The 19156-nt window shown below is 76.3% G+C and carries 1 protein-coding gene; it reads right to left on the reverse strand.

Features of this window, described 5'->3' with window-relative positions; translation table 11 throughout:
- Positions 1 to 6 precede the first annotated feature (6 nt).
- Entirely contained in the window at positions 7 to 18879 is an 18873-nt protein-coding gene (locus ACE4Q9_RS01460; RefSeq protein ID WP_397982350.1) for a non-ribosomal peptide synthase/polyketide synthase, read from the reverse strand.
- Positions 18880 to 19156: the final 277 nt, after the last annotated feature.

Genomic DNA, 19156 nt, shown 5'->3' on the forward strand with positions numbered 1-19156 from the left:
GGGTCCTCACCGTTCGTGGTCGTTGCCGCCGAGCGCGGCGTCTTCGTCGTCGGGGCCGGTGCCGTCGGGGCCGGTGCCGAGGTCGTCGGCGTCGCCGGACGCGGCGCTGCCGAATCCGGTGTCGCCGTACGCGGCGTCCTCCAGTTCGCTCAGGATCTGGTCCTCCACCACTTCCGCGAGGGCGGCGACGGTGCGGGAGACCAGGACATCGCGGGGGGTGAGCGCGGTGGCGAACGCGTCGTTGGCGCGGGAGGCGATGAGCAGGGCGCGCATGGAGTCGCCGCCGAGCAGGAAGTAGTCGTCCTCGGCGCCCACGGCCGTCTGGAGGGTCTCCTCCCAGATGGCCGCCAGCGCCTCCTCGGTGGGCGTGCGCGGTGCCACGTACTCGGCCCTGTCCCGCTCCTCGTCCGGCGCCGGTGCGGGCAGGGCCGCCCGGTCGGTCTTGCCGTTCTCGGTGAGCGGGAACCGGTCGAGCGCCACGAACGCCGCCGGGACCATGTGGCCCGGCAGGAACCGGGCGGCCAGGGCCCGCAGCTCGGTCGCGGCGGGCGGCTCGGCGCCGGGGGCGGTGAGCAGGTGGGCGACCAGCCGCGGCAGGCCGGGTTCGTCCTCGCGTACGGTCACCACCGCGTCCAGCACGTCCGGGTGGCGCACGAGGGCCGCCTCGACCTCGCCCGCCTCGATGCGGTGGCCGCGCAGCGTGAGCTGGTGGTCGGTGCGCCCCAGGTAGCGCAGTTCGCCCCCGCTGTCGCGGCGCACCAGGTCGCCGGTGCGGTACATGCGGGTGCCGGGCGGCCCGAACGGGTCGGCGGTGAACCGGGCGGCGGTCAGTCCGGGACGGCCGAGGTAGCCGCGGGCCAGCGCCGGCCCCGACAGCCAGAGTTCACCCGCGACCCCGTCGGGCACCGGCCGCAGCCGGGCGTCCAGGACGTAGGCGCCGGTGGCGGGCAGCGGGCGCCCGATGGGAGGTGCGCCGCCGTCCGCGGCCAGCGGCGCCGACCAGGTGGCGACGACGGTGGCCTCGGTGGGGCCGTAGGAGTTGACCATGCGGTGGTGCGGCGCCCAGCGGGCCACGAGGTCGGCCCCGCACGCCTCGGCGCCGACGATCAGGGTCTTCAGGTCCGGCAGGGTGCCCGGTGTGCCGGGCGGCAGGGTGGCGAGCGCGGCCGGCGGCAGCAGGGTGTGGGTGATGCGCTCGGCCCGCAGGACGTCGGCCAGTTCGGCGCCGAGCAGCGGTCCGGGGCGGGGGACGACGAGCCGGGCGCCGTGCGGCAGGGACATGCACAGCTCCAGCACGGACGCGTCGAAGCTGGGGGTGGCGAACGCCAGCACCCGGTCGCCCTCGGTCACCTGGTAGTGGGCGGCCTCGGCGGCGGAGAACGCGGCGAGCCCGCGATGGGTGACGACGACGCCCTTCGGGGTGCCGGTGGAGCCGGAGGTGTAGATGACGTAGGCCGCGTCGTCCAGGTCCAGCGGGCGCCTGCGGTCGGCGTCGCCGGGCCGGTGTCCGGGGACCTCGTCCGGGTCCGCGGCGAGCAGCGCGGCGATCTCCTTGGCGTCGAGGGTCAGGGCGGGGGCCGCGTCGCGCAGCATCAGCGCGATCCGCTCCTCGGGGTAGGCGGGGTCCACGGGCAGGAACGCGGCGCCCGCCTTGGCCACCGCGAGCTGGGCCAGCACCATGTCCACGGAGCGGGGCAGCAGCAGCGCGACGAGGTCGCCGGGGCCGGCGCCGCGGGCGATGAGCCGGTGCGCCAGCCGGTTGGCCCGCGCCTCCGCCTCGGCGAAGGTGAGCAGCAGGCCGGGCGCGGCGAGCGCGGGGGCGTCCGGGTGGCGGTCGGCGGCGGCCTCCACGAGGGCGGGCAGGGTGACGGCGGGCACCTCGTCCGTCTCCGGGCGGCTGGGCCCGCGCAGCAGCCGCTCGCGCTGTGCGGGCGGCAGCACGTCGAGGTCGTCGAGGCGGGCGGTGCCGTCCGTGCCGGCCAGGGTGTGCAGGGTGTGCAGCAGCTGCGCGGCCAGCGCGTCCGCCGTGTGCGTGTCGAAGTACCGCAGGTCGTAACCGAGTTCGACGGCCAGCCGGTCGCCGGGCGAGACCACCACGGTCAGCGGGTAGTTGGTGGCCTCGCGGGCGTCCAGGTCGCGCAGGGCGAGCCCGTGGGCGCCCGCGGTCGCGTCGCCGACGGGATAGTTCTCGAACACCACCAGGCTGTCGAACAGGCCGGTGCCGGGCGGTAGTTCGGTCAGGGCGTGCAGCGTGTTGAGCGGCAGGTGGTCGTGGCGGCGGTCCTCCGCCCGCGCCTGCTGCACCGCGCGCAGCCAGCCGGCCACGGGCGCGCCGCCGTCGACGCTGATGCGGGCCGGTAGCGTGGTGATGAACAGGCCGGTGATGGTGTCGGCGCCGGGCAGGTCGGCCGGCCGCCCGGAGACGGTGGTGCCGAAGCACACCTCCGCCTCCCCGCTCCACCGGGCCAGCAGCAGCGCCCAGGCGCCCTGCACCAGGGTGTTCAGGGTGAGCCGGTGCCGGCGGGCGAACTCCTGGAGCCGGCGCGTCTCCTCGGCGCCGAGGCGCTGCGACAGCCAGTTGCCCGAGCGGGCCGTGGTGCCGGGGGCGGGCCTGCGGTCGTACGGCAGCGGGGTCGGGGTGCGTAGGCCGGACAGGGCCCCGCGCCAGTGGTCCTCGGCGGGGCCGGTGGCGCGGGCGGCCAGCCAGGCGGCGTAGTCCGCGAACGGGCGGCGCTCGGGGAGCCGGGGCCGCTCGCCCCGGACCAGGGCCCGGTGGGCGGCCAGTACGTCGGACAGGACGTGGAAGACGCTCCAGCCGTCCAGCAGGACGTGGTGGAAGGTCCATACGACCCGTACCGCGTCCGGGCCGAGCCGCACCAGGGCGAGTCGCAGCAACGGGGCGCGCTCCAGGGCGAGGCCGCGGGCCCGCTCGCTCGCGAGCAGCCGCTCCAGTTCCGCCTCCCGCCGATCCTCGGGCAGGGCGCTCCAGTCGTGCTCGGTGACCGGCAGGGTCACGTCCCGGTGGACGACCTGGAGCGGGACGGGCACGCCGTGCAGGGCGACGGAGGTGCGCAGCACCGGGGTGTGGTCGACGACGTGCTGCCAGGCCGCGGCGAGCGTGCCCGGATCGCGGGCGCCGTCCGCCACGAAGGTGATCTGCTCGACGTACAGGCCGTGTTCGGCCTCGTCCAGGCCGTGCATCACCATGCCGGTCTGGGTGGGCGTGAGCGGGTACACGTCCGTGACGTCCGTCCCGTCGCCGGCGAGCCGGTCGACGGCGGCCTGGTTCAGGGGGGCGAGCGGGAAGTCGGAGGGGGTGCGGCCGCCGGTGCCGGGTTCGGCGCAGTGCCGGACGATCTCCCGCAGCTCGTCGGCGAGTTCGGCCGCGAGCCGGGCGACGGTCTCGCGCCGGTGCACCTCGCGGGAGTACGACCAGGTGAACTCCAGCCGGTCGCCGGTGACCCGGCCGAGGACGTCCAGCAGGTAGGGGCGGTCGGCGGCGCGGTCCATGCCGCCGCTGAGGCCGTCGCCGTGCGGGGCGCCCAGCAGGCCGCCGGGTGCGGGGTTCCGGTCCTGCCGGCCGAGGTAGTTGAAGCACACCGGCGGCAGCGCGGGCAGCGCGGCGCCCGCCGTGGGGTGCAGGTGGCGCAGCGCGCCGTAGCCGAGGCCGCCGTGCGGTACGGCCCGCAGGTTCTCCTTGACGGACTTCAGGACGGCGCCGGTGTCCGCGCCGCGGGGCACGTCCAGGGCGACCGGGTACACGGTGGTGAACCAGCCCACGGTGCGGGCGAGGTCGGTGCCGTCGAGGAGTTCCTCGCGGCCGTGGCCCTCCAGGGTGAGGGCCACCCGGTCCCGGCCCGTCCAGCGGGCCAGGACCCGGCCCAGGGCGGTGAGCAGGACGTCGTTGACGCGGGTGCGGTACGCGTCCGGGACGTCCTGGAGCAGGCGGCGGGTCTCCTCGGCGTCGAGTCCGGCGGTCACGCTCTCCTCGGTGCCGGCGGTGTTCGCGCCGCCGGTGCGGTCGGCCGGCAGGGTGATGCCGGTCTCCGTGCCCTGCCAGTGCGCGAGTTCGCTGTCGAAGCCGCCCGCCTCGGTGTGCGCGGCGAGCCGCCGGGCCCACGCCTGGAACGAGGTGCTCTTGGCGCCGAGTCCGGGCCGTGCGCCGTCCCGCAGGGCGCGGTAGGCCATCTCCAGGTCCTCCAGGAGGATCCGCCAGGACACGGCGTCCACGACGAGGTGGTGGGCGGCGAGCAGCAGCACCGGCCGTCCGGTGCCGCCCGGCCGGCACAGGGCGGCGCGCAGCAGCGGCCCGCGGGCCAGGTCGAAGGCGGCGCCGAGGGCGGCGGCCACCTCGCGCGGTTCCGCGTCCCGGTGCACCTCCAGGTGCGCGGCGGTGTCGCCGGGCGCGGTGCCGTACTGCCGCCACCGGCCGTCCCCGGCCTGCTCGAAGCGGTGCCGCAGCGCGTCGTGGTGTTCCAGTACGGCGGTGAGGGCGGCCCGCAGCAGGGTCTCGTCGGGGTCGGCGGCCAGTTCGAAGCAGACCGTCTGGCTGAAGTGCGCGGGGTCCCCGGTGAGCGTGTCGAGCAGCCAGTGCTGTACGGGGGTGAGCGGGGCGTCGCCGGTCACCGGGCCCTGCTCGGCGGTGGCGGTCGCGGGGCCGTCCGGCACCTGCTCGGCGGCGGCGGCGAGTTCGGCGAGGGTCTGGTGGGTGAACAGGTGCCGGGGGGTCAGGGCGAGACCGGCCCGGCGGGCGGCGGAGACGATCTGGATGCCGAGGATCGAGTCACCGCCGAGCGTGAAGTAGTTGTCGTCCGCGCCTACTTCGGGCACGCCCAGCACCTCGGTCCAGATGGCCGCGAGGGTGTGCTCCGCCGGGGTGCGCGGCGGTCGGCCCGCTCGGGTGCCGGTGGCGGACGCGGCCCGCTCGGGTGCGGGCAGGGCCCGCCGGTCGAGCTTGCCGGTGGCGCCGAGCGGCAGCCGCTCCAGCGGTACGACGAGGGCGGGGACCAGGTGGCCGGGGAGGCCGCGGGCGAGGAAGGCGCGCAGTTCGGCGGGGTCCGGCAGGCCGCCCGCGCGGGGCACCGCGTAGCCGACGAGCCGGCGGTGGCCGTCCTGCTCGATCACGCGGGCCGCTGCCGCCGCCACGTCCGGGTGGCGGGCCAGCGCGGCTTCCACCTCGCCGAGTTCGATGCGGAAGCCGCGCACCTTCACCTGGTCGTCACCGCGGCCGAGGTAGCGCAGGTCGCCGCCGGCCGTCCAGTGGACCCGGTCGCCGGTGCGGTACATGCGGCTGCCGGCCGGGCCGAACGGGTCGGGCAGGAACCGGGATGCGGTCAGGCCGGGGCGGCGCAGATAGCCGCGGGCGACACCGGTCCCGGCGAGGAACAGCTCACCGGGCGCGCCGACGGGTACCGGGCGCATCCGCTCGTCCAGCACGTAGGCGCGGGCGCCGCCGAGCGGCCGTCCGATCGGCGGGTCGCGGTCGGGGTCGGCGGGGTCGCAGGTGAAGGCGGTGGCGTAGACGGTGGCCTCGGTGGGCCCGTAGATGTTGCGTATCTCGCTGCCGGGGACGGCTTCCCGGACCCGGCGCACGGTCCGGGCGGGCAGCCCCTCCCCCGCGAGGACGACGGTGTCGGCGGTGATCCGTACGGCGTCCTCGGCGAGCAGCCGGTCCAGTGCCGAGGGCACTGCGCTGAGCAGTCCGGCACGCCAGGGTCCGGGGCGCTCGGCGAGGGCCAGCAGGTCGCGGACGACCTCGACGCAGCCGCCGGCCAGCAGCGGGGCGAAGATCTCGAAGACCGACACGTCGAAGTTGAGCGAGGTGGAGGCGATCACATGGGCGAGGCCGCGGCCGGTGAACTCGGCCGCCGCCCAGTCGGTCAGGGCGAGGACGGAGGCGTGGCTGACGACGACGCCCTTGGGGCGGCCGGTCGAGCCGGAGGTGTGGATCACGTAGGCGGGGTGGCCGGGCAGCAGGGCGGTGCGGCGTTCGCCGTCGCCGACCGGGGTGTCCGGCGTCCGGGGGTCCGGCTCCTCGTCCAGCAGGATCCGGGTGAACGGCCCCTCGGGCAGCCGGCCGGCGGTCGCGGCGGCGGTGATCACGGCGTCGGGCCGTACGTCCTCGAAGAGGAACGCGACGCGCTCGGCCGGGTACTGGGGGTCGACCGGCAGGTATCCGGCGCCGCTCTTGAGGACCGCGAGGAGCGCCACGACCAGGTCGGCGGTGCGGGGCAGGCACAGGGCGACGAAGCGCTCGGGTCCGGCGCCGACGGCGATGAGGCGGCGGGCCAGCCGGTTGGCGCGGGCGTCGAGTTCGGCGTAGGTGAGGCACTGCTCGCCGTGGCGGACGGCCGGGGCGTGCGGGGTGCGCGCGGCCTGCCGGGCGAACGCGTCGGGCAGAGTGTCCTGCGGGAGGGCGGCCACGGGTCCGCCGAGGCGGTCCACCAGCGCCCGTGCCCCGGCCGTATCGAGCAGGGGCAGTTCGGCGAGGGTGCGGCCGGCGTCGTCGGCCATGCCGGTCAGCAGGGTGCGCAGGCTCTCGCCGAGTGCCCGTACCGTCGGGGCGTCGAAGGCGGCCGGGTCGTAGTCCAGGTTCACGGCGAGGGTGTCACCGGGTGCGACGACGACGCTGAGCGGGTAGTTCGTCGGTTCCAGGTCGCGTTCCTGCTCCATGGACAGGCCGTGGCGGGACAGGGCGTGCTCGTCGAACGGGTAGTTCTCGAAGACCAGGATGGAGCCGAACAGGCCGGTGCCGCCGGGTACTTCGCTCCAGGACTGCAACTGGGCCAGCGAGACGAAGTCGTGGCGGCGGCCCTCGGACTGGGCGGCCTGGAGTTCGCGCAGCCACTCCAGCAGCGGGCGTTCGCCGTCGACGCGGGCGCGGGTGGGCAGGGTGTTGATGAACAGGCCCACCATCGAGGTGACGCCGGGCAGTTCGGCGGGCCGGCCGGAGACGGTCGTACCGAACACCACGTCGGTGCCGCCGCCGTAGCGGGACAGCAGCAGCGCCCAGGCGCCCTGGAGGACCGTGTTCAGGGTGAGGCCCGCGTGCTGGGCCGTCTCGCGCAGCCGTGCCGAGACGTCCGGGGCGAGGGTCATCCGCACGGTGTCGCAGGAGGAGGCGCGGTGGGCCTCGGCGGGCCGCCGGTCGCGGGGCAGTTCGGTGGGGGCCTGGAAGCCGGCGAGGGTGGTCCGCCAGTGCCGTTCGGCCCGCTCGGTGTCCTGCCCGGCGAGCCAGCGCAGGTAGTCGGCGAACGGCCTGCGTCCGGGCAGTTGGGGGCGGCGCCCGGAGGTCAGCGCGGCGTACCGCTCGCAGACCTCGTCGAAGACCTGGGCCGCGCTCCAGCCGTCGAGCAGGACGTGGTGGAACGTCCAGACCAGGCGGACCCGGTCGGGGGCCAGCCGGATCAGGGTGAGCCGCATCAGCGGCGCGGCGCCCAGGTCGATGCCCCGCTCCCGGTCCTCGGCGAGCAGCCGGTCCAGGTCGTCCGCGGTGCGGCCGGACCAGTCGTGGTGGGTGACGGGCACGGTGGCGCGGTGCCGGACGACCTGGAGCGGCTGCGGGGTCTCCTGCCACACCAGGTGGGTGCGCAGGACGGGGTTGGCGTCGGCGGTCTGCTGCCACGCCTCGGCGAGTGTCCGCGGGTCGGTGACTCCGTTCAGGACGAGCTGCACCTGGTTGACGTAGGTGCGGCCGGCCGGGTCGAGCAGGCTGTGGAACAGCATGCCGGCCTGCATCGGGGTGAGCGGGTAGATGTCCGCGACGTCCCGGCCGGTACCGGCGACGCGGTCGACGGCGGCCTGGTCCAGGCGGGCCAGCGGGAAGTCCGACGGGGTACGGCCGCCGGCGTCCGGGCCCGCGCAGTGCGCGACGATGTCGCCGAGCGCCCGCAGCACGCCCTCGGCGAGCGCGGTGACCGTCTCCTCGTGGTGCCGTGCGGCGCTGTAGTACCAGGTGATCTCCAGCCGGTCGGCCTCGACGCGGGCCACCACGTCCAGCAGGTGCGGGCGCTCGGTGCCGGGTGCCTCGGCGCCGCCCAGGCCGCCGGGCACCGCCCCGACCAGGGTGCCGCCGGCCCCGGACCAGTCGAAGCGGCCCAGGTAGTTGAAGCTGATGGCGGGCTCGGGTGTGCCGGTGAGCCGGGGCTCGCGGACGAGGTGGCGCAGGACGCCGTAGCCGAGGCCCCGGTCCGGTACGGCCCGCAGCTGTTCCTTGACGGCCTTCAGGGCGGTGCCCCAGTCGCCGGCCGGGACGGTGAGGGCGACCGGGTAGAGGGAGGTGAACCAGCCGACGGTGCGGGACAGGTCGACGTCCTCGAACAGCTGGTCCTCGCGGCCGTGGCCCTCCAGTCCGACGGCGACGGTCCCGCGGCCGGTCCAGTCGGCGAGGACCCGGCCCAGCGCGGTGAGCAGGACGTCGTCGACGCGGGTGCGGTAGACGCCGGGGACGCGGCGCAGCAGGGCGTCGGTGCGGTCGCCGTCCAGCCGTACGGTCACCTCGCGGACGTCGGCCATGGTGTTGCCGCCGGTGCCGTCCGCGGGCAGCGGGTCGGCGCAGTGCCGGGCGGTCCGCTCCCAGTGGTCGAGCCCGGCGGCGAAGGCACCGGCGTGGTCGCGCAGCCGCCGGGCCCACTCGTGCGCGGAGGTGGTGCGGGCGGGCAGTCGTACGGGCTCCCCGGACACGGCCTGCCGGTAGGCGGTCTCCAGGTCCTCCAGCAGGATGCGCCAGGAGACGCCGTCGACCAGCAGGTGGTGGGCGACCAGCAGCAGCCGGGCGGGCCGGGTGCCGTCGGCGGTGAACAGGCGGGCGGTGAACAGCGGTCCCGTCGCCAGCCGGAGTCCGGCGTGCGCGGCGGCGGTGACGAGTTCCTCGGCCCGCGGGTCGTGGACCTGGAGCAGGTCGGGCGCCGGGGCGTCGGCGGCGGGGACGTCCTGCCGCCAGGTGCCGTCGGGGGCGGTGGTGAAGCGGGCGCGCAGGGCGTCGTGGTGGGTCCACAGGGCGGTGAGGGCGCGGCGCAGGGCGTCCTCGTCCACCGGGCCCGCCGAATCGACGACGACGGACTGGTCGAAGAAGTCGGCGTGCGCGGGCCGCGGGTCGAGGAACCAGTGCTGGATCGGGGTGAGGTCCACCGCCCCGCTGACCGGTCCGCTGCCCGCGACGGCGGGCGCGGCGCTGCCGCCCGCGGCGGCGAGTCCGGCCACTGTGGGGTGCTTGAACAGGTCGCGCGGGGTGAGGGTGAGTCCGGCGGCGCGGGCGCGGGAGACGACCTGGATGCTGAGGATCGAGTCGCCGCCCAGCATGAAGAAGTTGTCGTCGGCGCCGACCCGTTCCACGCCCAGCAGTTCCGCCCAGATCCCGGCGAGGAGCCGCTCGGCGTCGGTGCGCGGGGCGCGGTGGGCGCGCTCGGAGCCGGCCGACCAGTCGGGTGCGGGCAGCCGGCGCCGGTCGACCTTGCCGTTGGCGGTCAGCGGCAGCTCGGGCACGGTGACGAACGCGGCGGGCAGCATGTAGTCGGGCAGGCCGTCGGCCAGGTGGGCGCGGAGTTCGGCGGCGCCCGGCGCCGCGTCACCGGCCGGCACGAGGTGGGCGGCCAGCCGTTTGCGCCCGGCGTCCGTGTAGAGGGAGACGACGGCCTCGGCGACGGCGGGGTGGGCGGTGAGCCTGGCCTCGATCTCGGCGGGTTCGACACGGAAGCCGCGGATCTTGATCTGGTCGTCCGCGCGGCCGACGAAGTGCAGTTCGCCGTCGGCGCTCCAGCGCACGATGTCGCCGGTGCGGTACATCCGCGTTCCGGGCGGCCCGAAGGGGTCGGCGAGGTAGCGGGCGGCGGTGGCGCCGGGCCGGCCGGCGTAGCCGCGGGCCAGGCCGGCGCCCGCGAGGTACAGCTCGCCGGGGATGCCCGGCGGCTGCGGCTGGAGGGCGGCGTCCAGGACGTAGCCGCGCATGTCGTCCAGCGGGCGGCCGATGGGCAGTACGGCGGGCAGCGGGTCGCCGGAGCGGAAGGCGCGGCGGGTGGCGAAGGTGGTGGTCTCGGTGGGGCCGTAGCCGTCCACCACGGTCAGGCCGGGGCAGGCGTCCAGCACCCGGCGCACCACCGCGCCCGGCACCGCCTCGCCACCGGTCCAGACCTCGCGGGCGCCGCGCAGGCAGCCGGGGTCCTCCTGGGCGAGGAGCCGGAAGAGTCCGGCGGTCAGCCACAGGCAGCTCACCCGCTGTTCCGTGATGGCCGTGCGCACCTGGGCGGCGTCCAGGTCGGCGGCCGGTGCGAGGACGGCCGTGCCGCCGCGCAGCAGCGGCACCCACACTTCGTAGGTGGCGGCGTCGAAGGCGTGCGGCGAATGGACGAGGACCCGGTCGTGCCCGGCGAAGGCGCGGTCGAGGGCGAGGGCGGCGACGTCCCGCTGGCGTACCGCGACGCCCTTGGGGGTGCCGGTGGAGCCGGAGGTGAACATCAGGTACTGGACGTTGTCGGGATGGACGGCGGGCGGCGGCCCGTCGGGGGCGGGGCCGTCCGGGTCCGGGACGCGGTCGGCGCGCAGCACGCCGTCGCCCGGCAGCAGCTGACGGGCCGTCTCCTCGCGGGCGGCGTCGGTGAGCAGCAGGGTGGCGCCGGCCTCGGCCAGCATCCGGCGCAGCCGCTCGGCCGGTGCCCGGCCGTCCAGCGGCACGTACACCCCGCCCGTGCGGGCGAGGGCCAGCTGGGTGACGATCAGCGTCACGGACCGGTCCATCAGCACGCCGACCGGGGTCTCCGGACGCACCCCGAGGCCGGTCAGGCGGGCCGCCAACCGGGCGGCTCGGGCGTCGAGTTCGCGGTAGGTGAGGTGCTCGTCGCCGGCTTCCAGGGCGACCGCGTCGGGGGTGCGGCGTGCCTGCGCGGCGAAGAGGCCGGCGGTGGTGGCGGCGGTCCGTTCGGTGGCGGTGTCGTTCCAGGCGCGCAGCACCTGTTCGCGGCGCTCGGGGGTGAGCAGCGGGAGCCGGGCGGGCGGACGCCGGGTGCCCTCGGGCATCCCCGCGAGCAGCACGCGCAGGTACTCGGCCAGCCGCTCGGCGGTGCCCGCGTCGAACAGGCCGGGGTCGTAGCCCAGGCGCAGGGTCAGCTCGGGTCCGGGATAAGCGGTCAGGCTCAGCGGGTAGTTGGTGGACTCGATGCCCTCCAGGCCGCTCACGCGCAGTCCGTGGGCGGCGGCGAGGTCGTCGTCCACCGGGTAGTTCTCGAAGACCACGATGCTGTCGAACAGCCCGACCCGTTCCGGCAGTTCGGTGAAGGCGCGCAGCCGGGTGAGCGGCAGGTGGTCGAAGCGCCGGTCCTCGCTCTGGTCGTGCTGGAGGGCGCGCAGCCAGTCGAGCAGGGTGCCGTGGCCGGGGACGGCGGTCCGGGTCGGCAGGGTGGTGATGAACAGGCCGGTCATGGCGTCGGCGCCGGGCAGCTCGGGCGGCCGGCCGGACACGGTGGTGCCGAACACCACCTCGTCCCGGCCGGACTGCCGGGCCAGCAGCAGCGCCCAGGCGCCCTGCACCAGGGTGTTGAGGGTCAGTCCGGAGGTCCGCGCCAGTTCCTGGAGGGCCCGGCTGGTGGCCTCGGGCAGGGTGACCCGCACGGCGTGGGTGGACTCGGCACGGTGGCTCTCGCGCGGCTCGCGGTCGTACGGCAGCGCGGTGGCCTCGGTCAGGCCGGCCAGCCGCTGCCGCCAGTGCCGTTCGGCGGCCCCGGTGTCGCGATCGCGCAGCCAGGCGAGGTAGTCCCGGTACGACGGGCGGTGCGGGAGGGCGTCCGGGCCGTCGCCGCCGTGCAGGGCGAAGACGTCGGAGAGGACCTGGAACAGGCTCCAGCCGTCGAGCAGCAGGTGGTGGAAGGACCACACCACGCGCACGGCGGTGTCGGAGACGCGGGCGAGGAGCAGGCGCTGGAGCGGGGCCCGGCCGAGGTCGATGCCCTCGGCGCGGTCGCGGTCCAGGAGTTCGTCGAGGCGGGCGCGCCGCTCCGGCTCTGTCAGGCCCCGCCAGTCCAGGTGGGTGACGGGCAGGGCCGCGTGCCGCTGCACCACGAGCAGCGGCTCGGGCACGTCCTGCCAGACGACCCGGCCGCGCAGCACCTCGGCGCGGTCGGTGACCTGCTGCCAGGCGGCGGCGAGGGCGCTCGGGTCGGGCACGCCGTCGAGGTCGAAGGTGAGCTGCTGGAAGTAGACGCCGCGGTCGTCCTGGGACAGACCGTGGAACAGCATGCCGGCCTGGGTGGGGGTGAGCGGCAGGACGTCCGCCACGACTGCCGGGTCCGAGCCGGTGACCCGGTCCACGGCGTCCTGGTCGAGCCGGGCCAGCGGGAAGTCGGACGGAGTGCGCCCGGCCGTTCCGGGCCGGCCGGCGAACCGGGCCAGGTCCGCGAGCGCGTCGGCGAAGCGTCCGGCGAGCGCCCCGATGGTGTCCTCGTCGTGCAGCCGGTCCGAGTAGAACCAGGTGAACTCCAACTGTTCGCCGACGAGTTGGCCGACGACCTCCAGGGCGTGCGGGCGCTCCGCCGCCGGGTCGGCGTCCAGTTCCAGCGGCCGGGCGGTGCCCCGGTACAGGCCGCCGGGTTCGGTCAGCAGCCCCATCCGGCCGAGGTAGTTGAAGCTGATCTGCGCGTCCGGGGTGGTGAAGTCCCCGCCGGGTCCGGTCAGATGGCGCAGCGCGTCGTGGCCGAGGCCGTGCCGGGGTATCGCGCGCAGCTGCTCCTTGACCCGCTTCAGTACGGCGTCCCAGTCGTCGTCGGGGGCGGTGAGCGCGACGGGGTGGCGGGTGGTGAACCAGCCGACCGTGCGGCTGATGTCCAGCTCGGGGAAGAGTTCCTCGCGGCCGTGCCCCTCGACGTCGACCACCACCCGGTCCCGGCCGCTCCAGGCGCACAGGGCCCGGCCGAGGGCGCTGAGCAGGACGTCGTTGACCTGGGTGCGGTAGGTGTCGGGCAGGGTGTGCAGCAGGACCGAGGTGTGCTCGGGGCCCAGCCGTACGGTGACCGCGCGCTGCGAGGCGTACGTGTTGGCGCCGTGCTCGGGCCCGGCCGGCACCAGCGGTCCGGTCTCCGGGACGGCGCGGGCCCAGTACTCCCGCTCGTCCTCGAAGCCGCCGTCCGCCGCGTGGGCGGCCAGCCGGCGGGCCCACTGGCGCAGCGGCGAGGACTTCGCGGGCAGCGCCGCGGTGCCGTCGGCGCCGGTGCGGCGGGCCCGGTAGGCGCGGTCGAGGTCCTCCAGCAGCACCCGCCAGGACACGCCGTCGACCACCAGGTGGTGGACGGCGAGGTGCAGCAGCCGGGGCAGGCCGGGCGCGGTGTCGTGCAGCACGGCGCGCAGCAGCGGTCCGCGGGCCAGGTCGAACGGCCCGAAGTGCGGGGTGTCGGTGTCCGGGCCGGTGTGCCGGGCCAGTGGGAGCCGGGGGGTGTGCGCGTCGATGAACCACAGGACCTCGCCGTCCGGTTCGCCGGTGGCGGCGAACCCGGAGCGCAGGGCGTCGTGGTGGGCGACGAGGTCGTTCAGCGCGTCCTCCAGCGCGGCCGGGTCCAAATCGTCAGGCACCTGGACGGACAACGCCTGGGAGAAGTGCCCGGCGTCGTGCACCGGGGCGCCGAACAGCCAGTGCTGGATCGGGGTCAGCGGGGCCGTGCCGGTGGCCGCCTCCGCCGCCGGGGCGGTGGCGCGGAGGCCACCCGCGGCGTCCGCACAGCGGGCCAGGGCGGCGACCGTCTGGTGCCGGTAGACGTCCCGTGAGGTCAGGGCCAGGCCGTCCTGCCGGGCGCGGGCCACGACCTGGATGCTGAGGATCGAGTCGCCGCCGAGTTCGAAGAAGTTGTCGTCGACGCCGATGCGTTCGACGCGCAGCACCTCGGCCCAGATCGCGGCGAGCGCGCGTTCGGTGGGGGTGCGGGGCGCGACGTGCCGTACGGCGCGCACGGCGGGACCCGGATCGGGCAGCCGGCCGCGGTCCACCTTGCCGTTCGGGCCGAGCGGCAGGCTCTCCAGTACGACGACCGTCGAGGGGACCATGTAGTCGGGCAGGGTCCGGCCGAGTTCGCGGCGCACGGCCTCCGGTTCCACCCGCTCGCCGGCGGCCGGGACGACGTAGCCGACCAGGCGCCGGTGGTCCTCGCCGTCGCCGGTGACGGCGGTGGCCGCGGCCTCGGCCACGCCCGCGCAGCCGCGCAGCGCCTCCTCCACCTCGCCCAGTTCGATGCGGAAGCCCCGCACCTTGACCTGCTGGTCGATCCGGCCCACGTACTCCAGCCGGCCGCCGGCGCCGCGGCGCACCAGGTCCCCGGTGCGGTACATCCGCTCCCCCGGCACGCCGAACGGGTCGGCGACGAACCGGGCGGCGGTCAGACCGGGACGGCGCAGATAGCCGCGGGCCAGGCCGCAGCCGCCCAGGTACAGCTCGCCGGTGACGCCGGGCGGCTGGGGCCGCAGGCGGCCGTCAAGGACGTAGGCGCGGGTGAGCGCGACCGGTTCACCGATGGGCGGGGCCTGTTCCGGCAGCTCGTCGCCGGCGAACCAGGCGGTGGCGTACACGGTGGCCTCGGTGGGGCCGTAGATGTTGGCGAGGCGGGCCGCGGGCATGGCGGCGCGCAGCTCGTGCAGGGTCTGCGCGGGCAGGGCCTCCCCGGCCAGTACGACGGTGTCCGCGGTCAGCGGTGCGCTGCCGCCCGCGAGCAGGCGGGAGACGACGGAGGGCACCCCGCTGAGCAGCCCGGCGTGCCGGGGCCCGGAGCCGTCGGCGAGGGCCGGCAGATCGGCGACCACCTCGACCGTGCCGCCGGCGGTCAGCGGGCACAGCAGCTCGAACACCGACACGTCGAAGTTGAGGGAGGTGGAGGCGATGACATGGCTCAGTCCGGCGTCCGCGAACCGCTCGCCCGCCCACGCGGCCAGCGCCGCGACACTGCGGTGGGTCACCACCACGCCCTTGGGCCGGCCGGTGGAACCCGAGGTGTAGATGACGTACGCGGGATGGTCCGGCAGCAGCGGCGAGTGCCGGTCGGCGTCGGTCACGTCCGCCTCGGCCTGCCCCGCCTCGTCGCACTCGTCCAGCAGCAGCGGCGCGCAGTCGGCGGGCAGGGCGGCGGCGGTCTCGCGGGTGGCGAGGACGAGGGCGGGCCGGGCGTCGCCGAGCATCAGCCGGACCCGCTCGGCCGGGTAGCCGGGGTCGACGGGCAGGTAGCCGGCGCCCGCGGTGAGCACGGCCCACAGCGCGGGCACGAGGTCGGCGGTGCGCGGCAGGCAGAGCGCGACCAGGGTCTCGGGTCCCGCGCCGCGCGCGATGAGCAGCCGGGCCAGCCGGTTGGCGCGCCGGGCGACCTCGGCGTAGTCGAGCCGGGTGCCCGCGCACACGACGGCGGTACGGTCCGGGGTGCGGGCCGCCTGCGCGTGGAACAGCTCGGGCAGCGTGCCGTGCCCGGCGCTCCGGGACCGGCGGGCGGGCGCGTTCCAGGTGTCCACCAGGGTGCGCTGCTCCTCGGCCGAGAGCATGGGCAGCTCGGCCAGCGGACGGCCGGGACCGTCGGCCATGCCCTCCAGCAGGCGGTGCAGATGGGCCGTCAGGCGGGCCACGGTCGCCGCCTCGAACAGGTCCGTGTTGAACTCGGCGGTCAGCAGGCAGCCGCCGTCCGTCTCCGGCGTGAACTCCAGGACCAGGTCGAAGCGCGCGGCCGGGCGGGGCAGCGGATGCTCCGCGAGGCGCAGCGCGCCGGAGCGCGGCGGGACGGGCAGGGCGGTCTGCTGTACGACGAGCGCCTGCACCAGCGGGGTGCGGCTGGGGTCGCGGGGCGGGGCCAGCTCCTCCACGACCCGGTCGAACGGCACCCCGTCGTGGGCGAAGGCGTCCAGCACCGTCGTGCGCATGGTCTCCACGAACCGGTCCACCGTGGCCCGTTCGTCCACTTCCCCGCGCAGCACCACGGTGTTGGCGAAGAAGCCCGGCACCTCCTCCAGGTCCCGCCGGCCGCGCCCGGTGGTGACGGTGCCGAACGCGATGTCCCGCTGGCCGGAGTAGCGGGCGAACAACAGCGCGGCGGCGCCCGCGAACAGGGTGAACACCGTGGTGCCGCGTCCGGTGGCCAACTGGCGCAGCCGAGCCACCAGTTCGGCGGGCAGCGGGTGCCGGTGGGCGGCTCCGGCGGTGGTGCGCACCGCGGGACGCGGCCGGTCGGTGGGCAGCTCCAGGTGCTGGAGTCCGGCCAGGTGCCGCTTCCAGTAGGCGAGGTCGGCGGCGTCCGCGCCGGAGGTCCGCTGCCGGCGTTCCCATACCGCGAAGTCCGGGTACTGGACGCCTGGTTGGGGCAGGCCGTCCGGCTCGCCGGTCGTCTCGGCGTGGTAGAGGGCGGCGAGTTCGCGGGTGAGGATGCCCACCGACCAGCCGTCGGTGACGATGTGGTGCTGGGCGACGAGCAGCAGGTGGTCGTCGTCGGCGAGCCGCACGAGCAGGGCGCGGGTGAGCGGCCCGGCCGCCAGGTCGTAGGGCCGGCGCAGCTCCTCGGTGAGCAGGTCCTCGGCGGCTTCGGCGCGGCGCGCCGCGGGCAGGGCACGGACGTCGGCGGTGCGCAGGGGCAGGTCCGGCTCGGCCGCGATCCGCTGGACGCCCTGCCCGTCCTCCGCCGTGGCGAACGTGGTGCGCAGGGCGGCGTGCCGGGCCGCGAGGCGGTGGAGCGACCGGCGCAGCGCGTCCGCGTCCAGGGCGCCGCGCAGCCGCAGCGACACACCGGTGTTGTACTCGGTGCCGCCCTCGCTGAGGTCGTCGAGGTACCACAGCCGCCGCTGCGCGCTGGACAGCGGCAGCGCGCCCTCGCGCGGGGCCGGGGCGATCGGCTCGGGGGGCGCGGTGGCCGAGGGGTCGGCGAGGAGCGGGGCGAGCGCCGCGATGGTCCGCGCCGAGAAGACGTCCCGCACGGTCAGCCGGACGCCCAGTTCCTCGCGGATCCGGGACAGGGCGCGGGCGGCGAGGATGGATTCGCCGCCCAGGTCGAAGAAGTCGTCCGTCACGCCGACCCCGGTCACGCCCAGGACGTCGGCCCAGATGGCCGCGAGCGCCCGCTCCTGCTCCGTGCGCGGCGCCACGTGGCCGCCCGCGGCCGTCCGCTCGGGCGCGGGCAGCGCCCGCCGGTCGATCTTGTTCTGCGGGGTGAGCGGCATCCGTTCCAGCACCACGACCGCGGCCGGGACCATGTGCGCGGGCAACAACGCGGCGACGGCGGCACGGAGGGCGGCGGGGTCGAGGGGACGCTCGGGGGCGGCCGGGTCTGGGGCGGTGGCCGAGCCGGGGACGGTGGTCGAGGCGGGGGCGGCAGCGAGGTCAGGATCAGTTGCCGGGGCCGGGGCGGTGGCGGGTTGCGGGGCGGCCGGGGTGACGTACCCGATGAGGCGCTGGTGGCCCGGCTCGTCCTCGCGTACGACGACCACGGCCTCGCCGACGGCACCGGCACCGGCCCGGCGCAGGGCGGCCTCGATCTCGCCCGGCTCGATCCGGAAGCCGCGGATCTTCACCTGCCGGTCGAGCCGGCCCAGGAACTCCAGTTCGCCGTCGGCGGTTTGGCGCGCCCGGTCGCCGGTGCGGTAGAGGCGGGCCCCGGCCGGCCCGAAGGGGTCGGGGACGAAGCGGGCGGCGGTCAGGCCCGGCCGGCCGAGGTAGCCGCGGGCCACCGCGTCACCGCCCACGAACAACTCGCCGTCGGTGCCGGGCGGCACGGGCCGCATCGCTGCGTCGAGCACATACGCGCGGGTGTGCGGCAGGGCGCCGCCGATCGTCGGGGTGCCCCGGCCCGCGGTGAGCGGCCCGGTCCAGGTGGCGACGATGGTGGCCTCGGTCGGACCATAGGAGTTGATCATCCGGCGGCCGGGTGCCCAGGTGTCCACGAGCCCGGCGGGGCAGGCTTCGGCGCCCACGATCAGCGTGCGCAGATGGCGCCCGGTACCGGACGCGGGGCCGGGCAGGGTGGCGAGCGCGGCCGGCGGGATCAGGGCGTGGGTGATGCGGTGCTCGTCCAGGACAGCGGCGAGTTCGTCGCCGAGCCAGGGGCCGTGCGGCGGTACGACGAGGGTGGCACCGCACAGCACCGAGATGAACAGTTCCAGGACGGAGGCGTCGAAGCTCGGCGAGGAGAACTGGAGCACACGGTCGCCGGGACCCACGGCGTACCGCTCGGCCGCGGCGGCGACGAAACCACCGATGCCGCGGTGGGTGACCGTCACGCCCTTGGGGGTGCCGGTGGAACCGGAGGTGTAGATGACGTACGCCGCGTTGTCGCCCCCGGCGCCCTGCTCCCCGCCCCGCTCCCCCACGGGCTGCGCCCCATCACGGGCTTCGGACGACTCGCCGCCCCGGTCCGCGTCGTCGAGGAAGACGGCGGGTACGGCGTCACCGGCACGCTCCCCGGCGACGGGCTCCCCGTCCCTCTCCCCCGCGACCCCCACGCCGTCCCGGCCGTCGAGCATCTCGCCCACCCGGTCGGCGTCATCGAGGATCACGGTGGGGGCGGCGTCGGTGAGCATCAGTGTCCGGCGCTCGGCGGGGTAGGCGGGGTCCACGGGCAGGAAGGCGGCACCGGTGCGGGAGACGGCCAGTTCGGCGGCGATCAGTTCCATGGAGCGCGGCAGGACCAGGGCGACCACCCGCTCCGGCCCGGCGCCCCGGCGTATCAGGTGTCCGGCCAACCGGTCGGCCCGCTCGGCGAGTTGACGGTAGGACCAGGTCCGCCGGCCGTCCGTGAGGGCCGGGGCGTCGGGGGTGCGGGCCACCCGGGCGGCGAACAGCGCGCCGAGGGTCGGACGCTCCGCGGTCGGGCCGCTCTCCGCGGTGCCGGCGGGTCCGGAGTGCGGCAGGGAGGACGCCGGTGCGGGCTTGTCGTGCGGGTCCGTCATGGGTCTAGTCCTTTGGAGAGCGGGACGATGCGGCGCGGGCCACGGGGGCGACCCGGTCCCACCGCGGGGGCGGCGCGCTGGAACGGGGGCACAGCGGGGGTGTGACGGTGCTGGACGAACGGGGTTGCCGGGACCGGACGGGGATGACCGACACCGGGGTGTGACGCCCGGCCGCGCCAGGTGGCACGGCGGTGTCCGGGCCGGATCCGGGTACGCGCTGCCGGGCGGACCACGTACCGGGGGCGGGCATCCCGGCGGAGGCTGGACCGGAATCCGG

It is taken from the genome of Streptomyces sp. AM6-12 (genome assembly GCF_044327085.1).
Lineage (GTDB): Bacteria > Actinomycetota > Actinomycetes > Streptomycetales > Streptomycetaceae > Streptomyces.

Excerpts from the sequence above, each read along its gene's own strand:
- ACE4Q9_RS01460 (WP_397982350.1), bottom strand. The coding sequence starts at position 18,879 with ATGACGGACCCGCACGACAAGCCCGCACCGGCGTCCTCCCTGCCGCAC.